Raw genomic sequence first — 13,102 nt, 5'->3', positions numbered from 1 at the left:
GAACGGGCCGAACTCGGTGGTGATTGCCGGGGACGAGGCTGCGGTGCTGGAGATCGCATCCGGCTTCGAGAAGACTTCTCGGCTCAAGGTGTCGCACGCGTTCCATTCGCCGTTGATGGACCCGATGCTCGACGAGTTCCGGGCGGCCATCGAGGGCTTGACGTTCAACGAGCCGACCATCCCGATGCCCGGCGAGGTGACTTCGCCGGAGTACTGGGTGCGGCATGTGCGCGAGACCGTCAGGTTCGTGGACAACCTGAGCCCTGACCACGCGTACCTGGAGTTGGGGCCGGACGGAACCCTGTCGGCGATGGCCGCCGAGATGGCCGAGGTCGCGGTTCCGGTGTTGCGCAAGGACCGTGACGAGGAACCGGTCTTCCTCACCGCGTTGGCTCGGTTGCACGTCAATGGCATCGCGGTCGACTGGGCCAGGTTCTTCGCGGGCACCGGAGCGCGCAAGGTCGATCTGCCGACCTACGCGTTCCAGCGCGAGCGCTTCTGGCCGAAGGTGGTCATCCGGCCGGGCGACGCTTCCGGCCTCGGCATGGAGTCGGTCAAGCACCCGCTGTTCGGCGCCTCGGTCGAACTCGCCGACGACGAGGGCGCGTTGTTCACCAGCCGCCTGTCGCTGAAGTCGCACCCGTGGCTGGCCGATCACGTGGTGATGGGCCGGACGCTGCTGCCGGGTACGGCGTTCGTCGAGCTGGCCGTGCGTGCCGGGGACGAGCTGGGTTGCGACCGCATCGAGGAACTGACCCTGGCCGCGCCCCTCGTCCTGCCCGAGGACGGTGCCGTGCAGGTGCAGCTCCGCGTCGGAATTCCGGACGAGCACGACCGCCGCACCATCAGCATCCACAGCCGCGCCGAGGACGCCGTCGACCTGCCGTGGACGCAACACGCGAGTGGTGTGCTGGCCGTCGGTGAGTACACCGCCCGGTTCGACGCGACCGCCTGGCCACCCGCCGGCGCGGAAGCGCTCGAAGTGGCCGGGTGCTACGACAAGTTCGCCGAAGCCGGATTCGAGTACGGCCCGGTGTTCCAAGGCCTCGAAGCGGTGTGGCAGCGCGGTGACGAGCTGTTCGCCGAGGTCGCGCTGCCCGAGGCCGCCGAACCGGCCGCCTTCGGACTCCACCCCGCGCTGCTGGACTCGACGCTGCACGCCTCGCTGCTCGCGGCCTCCGGTGACGGTGGCGCCGGGCTGCCCTTCTCCTGGGAAGGTGTCTCGCTGCACGCGAGCGGCGCGTCGAAGCTGCGTGTGTGGCTCAAGCGGGACGGGGACGCCGTGTCGATCGCGGCGGCCGACACCTCCGGTCAGCCGGTCGCGTCGATCGAATCGCTGATCGTGCGGGCCGTGTCCACCGAGCAGCTCGCCGAACAGAGCATCGAACGCGATTCCCTGTTCAAGCTGACCTGGACGCCGGTATCCGCTTCCGGTGAGACTCCGTCCACAGTGGAATTGGCCGGCGAACTGGCCGATCTGGCCGAGGTGCCCGAAGTCGTGCTGGTGCCGGTCACCGGCGACGACGCGCGTGTGGTCACCGGCCGCGTACTCGGGCTGCTCCAGGAATGGCTGGCCGGCGAGCGGTTCGCCGATTCGCGTCTGGCCTTTGTCACCCGTGGCGCGGTCGCCGCCGTCGACGGTGACGTTCCGGACGTGGCGACGGCCGCGGTGTGGGGCCTGGTCCGCGTGGCGCAGTCGGAGAACCCCGGCCGCTTCGGGCTGATCGACCTGGACACCGATTCGGCGGCCACCCAGGCACTCGGCACCGACGAACCGCAGGTCGCGCTGCGGGCCGGTGCCGTGCTGGCCCCGCGTGTGGCCAGGGTGCCCGCGCCGGAGGAGCGGTTCGCGTGGGACCCCGACGGTCTGGTGATGATCACCGGTGGCACCGGCGGCCTGGGCGGTGTGCTCGCCCGGCACCTGGTGTCCGAGCACGGCGTGCGGAACCTGCTGCTGGTCAGCCGCCGCGGCCACGACGCCGAGGGCGCCGACGACCTGGTCGAGGACCTCACCGCGCGTGGTGCGTCGGTCGAGCTGGTCGCCTGCGATGTGGCCGACCGGGAGGCCCTCGCCGCGGTCTTCGCCGAGCACCCGATCGACTCGGTCATCCACACCGCCGGGGTGCTGGACGACGGCGTGATCGGCTCGCTGTCCGCCGACCGCATGGACTTCGTGTTCCGGCCCAAGGTGGACGCCGCGTGGAATCTGCACGAGCTGACCCGCGACCGCGAGCTGAGCGCGTTTGTGCTGTTCTCCTCGGTCGCCGGGATCTTCGGCAACGCCGGGCAGGGCAACTACGCCGCGGCCAACACCTTCCTCGACGCGCTGGCCGAGAAGCGGCGGGCCGGGGGACTGCCCGCGGTCTCGCTGCCGTGGGGCGCCTGGGCGGGTACCGGCATGCTGGTCGCTTCGGACGCGGAACGCATGGCGCGCACGGGAATGCCGCCGCTGACCGTCGAGGACGGCGTGGCCCTCTTCGACGCCGCACTGTCCACAGGGGACCCGGTTGTCGTGCCGCTGCGGCTGGACCTGGCCACGCTGCGGTCGCTCGGCCGGATCCCGTCGGTGCTGCGCGGGCTGATCCGCACCCGTTCGCGGCGGTCGGCCGCCGGTTCGCAGACGGCGGACTCGCTGATCCAGCGGCTGTCCGCAATGAATACGAACGGTCGTATGGAAAGTTTGCTGGAGCTGGTCCGCACCGAGGTCGCGGCGGTGCTCGGGCACGCCGGGGCCGAGGCGGTCGATCGCGAGCAGACCTTCCAGTCGATCGGGTTCGACTCGCTGACCGCGGTCGAGCTGCGCAACCGCCTCGGTGGTGCGACCGGTCTGCGCCTGCCGTCCACCATGGTCTACGACTACCCGACCCCGGTGGTGCTGGCCGCCCACCTCCGCGACGAGCTGTTCGACGCCGAGGTGGTCATTCCGGAGCAGGTCACCAGGGCGGTCACCGACGACCCGATCGTCATCGTCGGCATGGCCTGCCGCTTCCCCGGCGGGGTGACCACGCCGGACGAGCTGTGGCAGCTGGTGCTGGACGGGACCGACGCGATCACCGAGTTCCCGTCGAACCGGGGCTGGGACCTGGACGCGCTGTACCACCCGGACCCCGACCACCCCGGCACCGCGTACACGCGTTCCGGCGGGTTCCTGCACAACGCCGGCGAGTTCGACCCCGAGTTCTTCGGGATGAGCCCGCGCGAGGCGATGGCGACCGACTCGCAGCAGCGGTTGTTGCTGGAGACCTCGTGGGAGGCGATCGAGCGCGCCGGGATCGACCCGCTTTCGCTCAAGGGCAGCCAGACCGGCGTGTTCGCCGGGGTGATGTACAACGACTACTCGTCGATCCTGCACGGCGGTGACTTCGAAGGGCACCAGGGCACCGGCACCTCGCCGAGCGTGGTTTCCGGTCGCCTGTCCTACACCTTCGGCTTCGAAGGCCCGGCGGTCACCGTCGACACGGCGTGCTCGTCCTCGCTGGTCGCACTGCACCTGGCCGCGCAGGCGCTGCGTGCCGGGGAATGTTCGCTGGCGCTGGCCGGTGGTGTGACGGTCATGTCGACGCCGTCGGCGCTGGTGGAGTTCTCGCGGCAGCGCGGGCTTTCCGAGGACGGACGGTGCAAGGCGTTCTCCGACGACGCCGACGGTGTGGGCTGGTCCGAAGGCGCCGGTCTGCTGGTGGTCGAGCGGCTTTCCGACGCCAAGCGCAACGGGCACCCGATTCTCGCCGTGGTCCGGGGTTCCGCGGTGAACCAGGACGGCGCGTCGAACGGCCTGACCGCGCCGAACGGTCCGTCGCAGCAACGCGTGATCCGCCAGGCGCTGGCTTCGGCCGGACTGTCCACACACGACATCGACGCGGTGGAGGCGCACGGAACCGGCACCACGCTCGGTGACCCGATCGAGGCGCAGGCGCTGCTCGCAACCTATGGACAGGATCGCGAGCGGCCGTTGCTGCTCGGGTCGATCAAGTCGAACTTCGGGCACACCCAGGCGGCCGCCGGCGCGGCCGGGGTGATCAAGATGGTGATGGCCCTGCGCCAGGGGCTGCTGCCGAAGACACTGCACGCGGACACGCCGTCGTCGCATGTGGACTGGGAAGCCGGATCGGTCGAACTGCTCACCGAGGTCACCGAGTGGCCGCAGGACGAGAAGCTGCGACGGGTGGGCATTTCCTCGTTCGGCGTGAGCGGCACCAACGCGCACGTGATCCTGGAGCAGCCGCCGCAGCCCGCGCGCACCATCGAGGCACCGCAGGTGGATCCCGAGGTGGTGCCGCTGCCGGTGTCGGCGAAGTCGGCCGAGGCGCTGGACGCCCAGGCCGAGCGGATCGCGGAGTTCGCCGACGGCCGCACGCCGGTCGACATCGGCTACTCGCTGGCGACCACGCGGTCGACCTTCGAGCACCGCGCGGTGTTGTTGTCCACTGAGGACGGTATCGACGAGGTGGCCCGTGGCACGGCGGCGAGCCGCCCGACGGTGCTGTTGTTCACCGGCCAGGGCAGCCAGCGGATCGGCATGGGCCGGGAGCTGTACCTGCGGTTCCCGGTGTTCGCTCAAGCCTTGGACGAGGTGCTGGAACACCTCGACGTGCGCGAGGTCATGTGGGGTGAGGACCAGGAAGCGCTGAACCAGACCGGGAACGCGCAGCCCGCGTTGTTCGCCATCGAGGTGGCGCTGTTCCGGCTGCTGGAGTCGTGGGGTGTCCGGGCGGACCAGCTGGTCGGCCACTCCATCGGCGAGATCGCGGCCGCGCACGTGGCCGGGGTGCTCGGTCTGGAAGACGCGTGCACGCTGGTTTCCGCTCGTGCGCGGTTGATGCAGGCACTGCCGACTGGTGGTGCGATGGTGGCGGTCAAGGCGTCCGAGGACGAGATCACCCTGCGCGGGGGTGTGTCGATCGCGGCGGTGAACGGTCCGTCGAGTGTGGTCATCGCGGGTGAGGAAGCCGCGGTGCTGGAGATCGCGGCCGGGTTCGAGAAGACCTCGCGGTTGAAGGTGTCCCACGCGTTCCACTCGCCGCTGATGGACCCGATGCTCGCCGAGTTCCGGGCCGCAATCGACGGCATCACGCTCAACGAGCCGCGCATTCCGATGCGCACCACCGGCGACGTGACCACAGTGGACTACTGGGTGAACCACGTCCGGGACACCGTGCGGTTCGCCGACAACCTCGCGGCCGCAGGCGACGCGCACTTCGTCGAGATCGGCCCGGACGGCGTGCTTTCGGCGATGGCCGCCGAGGTCGCGCCCGACTCGATCGCCGTGCCGATCCTGCGCAAGGACCGCGACGAGGAGCTGGCCGCGGTCACCGCGCTGGCCCGCCTGCACGTCAATGGCGTTCGGGTGGACTGGAAGGCGCTGTTCGCCGGTACCGGTGCCCAGCGCGTGGACCTGCCGACCTACGCCTTCCGCCGCCAGTCGTACTGGCCGCCGGTGGTCTCCCGGCCCGGTGACGCGTCCGGCCTGGGCATGGAGTCGATCAAGCACCCGTTGCTCGGCGCCGCGGTCAACCTGGCCGAGGGCGAAGGCCTGCTGTTCACCAGCCGCCTTTCGCTCGGCTCGCACCCGTGGCTCGCCGATCACGCGGTGATGGGCCAGGTCCTGCTGCCCGGCACGGCGTTCGTCGAGCTGGCGCTGCGGGCCGGGGACGAGGTCGGCTGCGACCGCATCGACGAGCTGACCCTCGCCGCGCCGCTGGTGCTGCCGGACCGCGGAGCGGTGCAGACGCAGGTCGCGGTGGGCGCGCCCGACGAGTCGGGCCGCCGGTCGGTGGCCGTGTACTCGCGGCCGGAAGGCGCCGTCGACCAGCCGTGGGCGCAACACGCCACCGGTGTGCTGGCCGAGGGTGAGCGGCCGGTCGCTTTCGACACCGCGGAATGGCCGCCCGCCGACGCCGAACCCGTTGAGGTGGAAGGCTGCTACGACGCGTTCGCCGAGACCGGGTTCGCCTACGGTCCGGTGTTCCAGGGCCTGCGTGCGGTCTGGCAGCGCGGCGAGGACACGTTCGCCGAGGTGGAACTGCCTGTCGAAGCCGGTGGGTTCGGCCTGCACCCGGCGCTGCTGGACGCCACGCTGCACGCGTTGCTGCTCGCCGGTTCCGGTGAAGGCGGCTTGCCGTTCTCCTGGGAGGGCGTGTCGCTGCACGCGACCGGCGCTTCGGCACTCCGGGTCCGGTTGACCCGCAAGGCCGACGGCCTCTCGATCGCGGCCGTCGACCCGTCCGGTGGTGCGGTGGTGTCGGTGGAGACGCTGGCGCTGAAGGCCGCTGACGTGATGAGCACTGTGAGCACGGACAGCACGGCCGATTCGCTGTTCACCGTCGACTGGACCTCGGTCGCGGTGCCCGACCAGGGGCCGCTGACCGCCGAGCTGACCGATTCGCTCGCCTCCATTGTGGACGTTCCCGAAGTGGTGATCGCCCGCGTCGGCGCCGTCGCCGGGGAAGCGCCGGAAGCGGTGCGTGAGGTGACTGGGCGCGTGCTCGGCCTGCTCCAGGATTGGCTCGCGGACGACCGGTTCGCCGACGCCAAGCTGGCGATCGTCACCGAAGGCGCGGTCGCCGCCGCCGAGGGCGAGGTGCCCGACGCGGTCACCGCGGCGGTCTGGGGCTTGGTGCGGGTCGCCCAAGCGGAGAACCCGGACCGGTTCTCGCTGGTGGACGGCGATGGTGAGCTGCTGACCCGCGCGCTGGCCGCCGGTGAACCGCAGCTCGCGATCCGCGGGGAGCAGCTGTTCGCGCCGCGGATTGCCAGGGTGGTGGCTCCCGAGCAGCGCCTCGACTGGGCCGACGGCAGCCGCGTGATGATCACCGGTGGCACCGGCGGGCTCGGCGGGGTGCTCGCGCGGCACCTGGTGTCCGAGCACGGCGTGACGGACCTGGTGCTGGTCAGCCGCCGTGGGCACGACGCCGAGGGCGCGGCCGATCTGGTCGCCGATCTCGAAGCCAGGGGCGCGAACGTCGACCTGGTGGCCTGCGACGTCGCCGACCGCGACGCCGTGGCCGCCCTGCTCGACGCGCATCCGGTGACCGCGGTGGTGCACACCGCCGGTCTGCTCGACGACGGTGTGCTTCCCTCGATGACGCCCGAGCGGCTGGACCTGGTGTTCCGCCCCAAGGTGGACGCCGCCTGGCACCTGCACGAGCTGACCAGGGACCGCGAGCTGTCGGCGTTCGTGGTGTTCTCCTCGGCCGCCGGGGTGTTCGGCACACCGGGGCAGAGCAACTACGCCGCCGCCAACGCGTTCCTCGACGCGCTGGCCGAGCAGCGGCGCGCCGCCGGGCTCCCGGGTCTGTCGCTGGCCTGGGGTGCCTGGGCGGGCACCGGCATGCTGGTCGCCTCCGACGCCGAGCGCATGGCGCGCACGGGCATGCCCGCCATCGATGCCGAAACGGGCGTGGCGCTGTTCGACGCGGCGCTGCCCGGTGAGGCCGCGATGGTCATGCCGGTCCGGCTCGACCTGCCGGTGCTGCGGGCCCAGCCGGAGATCCCGCCGCTGCTGCGCGGGCTGATCCGCACCCGCTCGCGGCGGTCGGCGGCCGGTTCGCAGACGGCCGCCTCGCTGGTCCAGCGACTGTCCGCATTGGACACCGCCGGCCGGACCGAAGCGTTGATGGAACTGGTGCGCGGTGAGGTCGCGGCGGTGCTGGGGCACGCCGAGGGCACCAAGATCGAGGTGACCCGCCAGTTCAAGGAGCTGGGCTTCGACTCGCTGACCGCGGTCGAACTGCGAAACCGCCTCGGCGCGGTGACCGGGCTGCGGCTGCCCGCGACGCTGGTCTTCGACTACCCGAACACCGGCGCGCTCGCCGGCTACCTGCGTGACGAACTGCTCGGCGCGGAGGTGGCCGTCCCGGAACAGGTCACCAAGGTGGTCACCGACGACCCGATCGTCATCGTCGGCATGGCCTGCCGCTACCCGGGCGGGGTCTCCTCTCCGGAAGACCTGTGGCAGCTCGCGCTCGACGGCACCGACGCGATCAGCGGGTTCCCCACCGACCGCGGGTGGGACCTCGACCGGCTGTACCACCCGGACCCCGACCACCCCGGCACCTCGTACTCGCGCTCCGGCGGCTTCCTGCACAACGCGGGCGAGTTCGACCCGGCGTTCTTCGGGATGAGCCCGCGCGAGGCGCTGGCCACCGACGCGCAGCAGCGCCTGCTGCTGGAAACCGCATGGGAGGCGGTCGAGCAGGCCGGGATCGACCCGACCTCGCTGCACGGCAGCGCGACCGGCGTGTTCGCCGGGGTGATGTACAACGACTACGGCGCCGGCATGGGCGGCGGGGACATGGAAGGCCACCAGGGCACCGGTTCCTCGCCGAGCGTGGCCTCCGGCCGGGTCGCCTACACCTTCGGCTTCGAAGGCCCGGCGGTCACCATCGACACGGCGTGCTCGTCGTCGCTGGTCGCGATGCACTGGGCGATGCAGGCGCTGCGGGCCGGTGAGTGCTCGCTGGCGCTGGCCGGTGGCGTCACGGTGATGTCGACGCCGTCGGCGCTGGTGGAGTTCTCGCGTCAGCGCGGCCTTTCACCGGACGGCCGGTGCAAGGCGTTCTCCGACGACGCCGACGGGGTCGGCTGGTCGGAGGGTGTCGGCCTGGTTGTGCTGGAACGGCTTTCGGATGCTCGCCGCAATGGGCACCAGGTGCTGGCGGTCGTGCGTGGCTCGGCGGTGAACCAGGATGGCGCGTCGAACGGGCTGACCGCGCCGAACGGCCCGTCGCAACAGCGGGTGATCCGGCAGGCGCTGGCTTCGGCCGGTCTGTCCACAACGGACGTCGACGCGGTGGAGGCCCACGGCACCGGTACCTCGCTCGGCGACCCGATCGAGGCGCAGGCGCTGCTGGCCACATACGGGCAGGAGCGCGAGCACCCGCTGCTGCTCGGGTCCGTCAAGTCGAACCTGGGCCACACGCAGGCCGCGGCCGGTGTCGCCGGCGTGATCAAAATGGTCATGGCGATGCGGCAGGGCACGCTGCCGAAGACGCTGCACGTCGGCACGCCGTCGTCGCATGTGGACTGGGAAGCCGGTTCGGTCGAGCTGCTCACCGACGTCACCGAATGGCCGGAGGTGGGCCGGGCGCGCCGCTCGGCGGTGTCCTCGTTCGGCATCAGCGGGACCAACGCGCACGTGATCCTGGAGCAGGCCCCGCGGACCACCGAGGCCCTCGAAGTTCCCGAGATCGAGCCCGAGGTCGTCCCGCTGCCGGTATCCGCCAGGACGGCGGGCGCGCTGGACGGGCAGATCGAGCGGATCAGCGAGTTCGCGGACGGCCGGATGGCGGTCGACGTGGGCCTTTCGCTGATCACCCAGCGGTCCACCTTCGAGCACCGCGCGGTGCTGCTGTCCACTGAGGACGGTGTTGTCGAAGCGGCGCGCGGTGAGGCCGAAGACCGCACGCTGGCCGTGTTGTTCTCCGGTCAGGGCTCGCAGCGGATCGGCATGGGACAGGAGCTGTACGACCGGTACCCGGTATTCGCTTCGGCGCTGGACGAGGTGCTGTCGCAGCTGGACGTCCGCGACGTCATGTGGGGTCGCGACCAGGAAGCGCTGAACCAGACCGGGAACGCGCAACCGGCGTTGTTCGCGCTCGAAGTGGCGTTGTTCCGGCTGGCGGAGTCGCTGGGTGTCAAGCCCGCTTACCTCGCCGGGCATTCGATCGGCGAGGTCGCGGCGGCGCATGTGGCCGGGGTGCTTTCCCTGGCGGACGCGTGCAAGCTGATCTCGGCGCGAGCCCGCCTGATGCAGGCATTGCCCGCCGGTGGGGCGATGGTGGCGATCCAGGCCACCGAGGACGAGGTCACGCCGCTGCTCACCGACCAGGTGTCCATCGCGGCGATCAACGGCCCGACGTCGCTTGTTGTCGCCGGGGCGGAGGAGCCGGTGACCGAGATCGCGGCGAAGTTCCAGGCCGACGGCCGCAAGACCAGCCGCCTGCCGGTGTCGCACGCGTTCCACTCGCCGCTGATGGACCCGATGCTGGACGACTTCCGCGCGGTGGTCGCCGAGCTTTCCTTCGAGCAACCGCGGATCCCGGTGGTGGCCAGTGGTGACGTGACCTCGCCGGAGTACTGGGTGCGGCACGTGCGGGACGCGGTGCGCTTCGCCGACAACGTGGAAACCCTGGTGGCCGACGGGGTCACCGCGTTCCTGGAGCTGGGACCGGACGGGGTGCTCTCGGCGATGGCCGCCGAATCCGCGCCCGAGGACGCGGTGCTGGTTCCGTTGCTGCGCAAGGGCCGCGACGAAGACCAGGCCGTGCTGACCGCGCTGGCCAGGCTGCACGTGACCGGGGTGGACGTCGACTGGCGGGGTGTCTTCGCCGGAACGGGAGCACGACAGGTGGAGTTGCCGACCTACGCCTTCCAGCACCAGCGGTTCTGGCCCTCGGGTTCGGCCGGCCGGGGCGGGGACGCGTCCGGGCTCGGGCTGGTCTCGATGGAGCACCCGCTGCTGGGCGCGGCCGTCGAACTGGCTGCCGGGAAGGGCGTGTTGTTCACCAGCAGGCTTTCGCTCGGTTCGCACCCGTGGCTGGCCGACCACGCGGTGATGGGGCGGCCGATGCTGCCGGGCACCGCGTTCGTCGAGCTGGCGTTGCGAGCGGGTGACGAACTCGGTTGCGACCGCATCGAGGAGCTGACCTTGGCCGCGCCGCTGGTGCTGCCGGAGTCCGGGGCGGTGCAGGTCCAGGTGTCGGTCGGCGCGCCGGACGAGTCGGGCGCCCGCCCGGTCGCGGTGTACTCGCGGCCCGAGGACGCGGTCGACCTGCCGTGGACCGAGCACGCCACGGGCTCGCTCGCCGAGGGCGTGGAGCACGCCGAATTCGACGCGACCGTCTGGCCGCCCGCCGGTGCGGAAGCGGTGTCCGTGTCGGGCTGCTACGAGAAGTTCGCCGAGATCGGCTTCGGATACGGCCCGGTCTTCCAGGGCCTCCGGGCGGTCTGGAAGGACGGCGAGGATCTCTTCGCCGAGGTCGAGCTGGACGAGGAAGTTCCGGTCGACGGCTTCGGCCTGCACCCGGCACTGCTGGACTCGACACTGCACGCTTCGCTGCTGGCGGGTTCCGGTGAAGGTGGGTTGCCGTTCTCCTGGGAGGGCGTCTCACTGCACGCGACCGGGGCGCGCACGCTGCGGGTCCGCATCCGGACCGCGGGCGACACGATGTCGATCGCCGCGGCCGACACCTCCGGTCAGCCGGTCGCCTCGATCGCATCACTGGTGGTGCGCGGGGTCGCCACGGACCAGCTCGACGACGTGGCTCGCGACTCGCTGTTCAAGCTGGACTGGGTGCCTGCCGCGATGGAGCCGGGCATGGTCGCCACCGCGGTGGTCGGACCGGACGAACTCGGGCTCGCGGAAAGCCTGGCCGCCGGGGAGCCCTACGCCGATCTCTCATCCATTGTGGACGGGGAAGTGCCTGGCACGGTGGTCGCGCCGATCACCGGTACCGAGGACGTGGTGGCCTCGGCGCACGAGGTGGGCGCGCGGGTGCTGGGCATGCTGCGGGAGTGGATCGCCGAAGAGCGGTTCGCCGATTCGCGGCTCATCTTTGTCACGCGAGGTGCGGTGGCCGCCGAGGAAGGCGACTCGCCGGACCTGGCCACCGCGGCGATCTGGGGTCTGGTGCGCTCGGCGCAGTCGGAGAACCCCGGCCGGTTCGGGTTGATCGATCTCGACGCCGGTGGGCTCGCGGTGGCGGTGCTGCCGCAGGCGCTGACCGTGGAGGAACCGCAGCTGGCGATCCGGGACGGGCTCGCACTGGTGCCACGGATCGCGCGGGCGAGCACACCGTCTACTTCGGACGCGATCGAGTGGGACGGTCGGGTGCTGATCACCGGTGGCACCGGCGGGCTGGGCGCGGAACTGGCCCGGCACCTGGTCACCGCGCGCGGAGTCACCGACCTGCTGCTGGTCAGCCGTCGCGGCCCGGCCGCCGAGGGTGCTGCCGAGTTGGAGGCCGAGCTGACCGGGCTGGGCGCGTCGGTGGCGGTCGAAGCCTGCGACGTGACGGACCGGGAGGCGGTTGCCGCGCTCTTCGGACGGCACGAGGTGCGGGCGGTCGTGCACACCGCGGGTGTGCTCGACGACGGCACGATCGGGTCGCTGACGCCGGAGCGGTTGAGCGCGGTGCTGGCACCGAAGGTCGACGCGGTGTGGAACCTGCATTCGTTCGGTGGTGAGCTGTCGGCGTTCGTGGTGTTCTCCTCCGCCGCCGGGGTGTTCGGCAACGCGGGCCAGGGCAACTACGCGGCCGCGAACGCCTGGCTGGACGCATTGGCCGCGCACCGCCGCGACCTCGGGCTCCCGGCGCTGTCGCTGGGCTGGGGCGCGTGGGCGCAGACGGGCATGCTGTCCGGTGCCGACGCCGACCGGATGGCGCGGTCGGGGATGCCGGCGGTGACCGTCGAACAGGGTCTGGCACTGTTCGACGCCTCGCTGGCCGCGGCCGAGCCGGTGTTGCTGCCGGTGCGGCTGGACCTTTCGGTGCTGCGGACGCAGCCGGAGGTGCCGCCGCTGCTGCGGGGGCTGATCCGGACGCGGGCGAAGCGGTCGGCGGCCGGGGTGGAGACGGCGGACACCCTGCTGCGGCGGCTCGCGGGCCTGAGCGACGTGGAACGCGAGGAAGCGCTGATGGCGCTGGTGCGCGAGCAGGTCGCCGCGGTGCTCGGATACGCCGACGGCAGCGAGGTGGAGCCGGACCGCCAGTTCAAGGAGCTGGGCTTCGACTCGCTGACCGCGGTCGAACTGCGGAACCGGCTGACCGGCGCGACCGGGCTGAAGCTGCCCGCGACGCTGGTGTTCGACTACCCGACGCCGGCCGAGCTGGTGGCGTTGCTGCGGGGTCAGCTGGTGCCGGAATCCACTGTGGACGCCGGGGCGTCGCTGCTGTCGGAGCTGGCGAAACTGGAGCAGTCGATCGGCCGGGCCGAGGTCGACGATCAGACGTTCAAGCAGGTGGCGGGCCGCCTGGAGGTCCTGCGGACGCGGTGGGCCTCACTGCGTGCCGGGGCGAAGGGCCAGGACGCCGAGATCGACCTCGACTCCGCTTCGGACGACGAGGTGTTCGCCCTGCTGGACGAGGAGCTGGGCAGGTCCTGA

At 71.5% G+C, this 13,102-nt stretch carries 1 protein-coding gene (running past one end of the window); it reads left to right on the top strand.

Annotated features, from left to right (window positions below):
* Positions 1-13,102, top strand: partial view of a type I polyketide synthase gene (locus tag YIM_RS39285; RefSeq protein ID WP_153035194.1) — the 3' portion only. It extends 16,487 nt beyond the left edge of the window; 13,102 of the gene's 29,589 nt are visible here — the last part of the coding sequence; the start codon falls outside the window, past its left edge; the stop codon is at positions 13,100-13,102.

The sequence above is a fragment of the Amycolatopsis sp. YIM 10 genome (assembly GCF_009429145.1).
GTDB lineage: Bacteria > Actinomycetota > Actinomycetes > Mycobacteriales > Pseudonocardiaceae > Amycolatopsis.
Note: the sequence above shows the minus strand (reverse complement) of the source record. Positions and strands in the feature narration are given on the sequence as shown.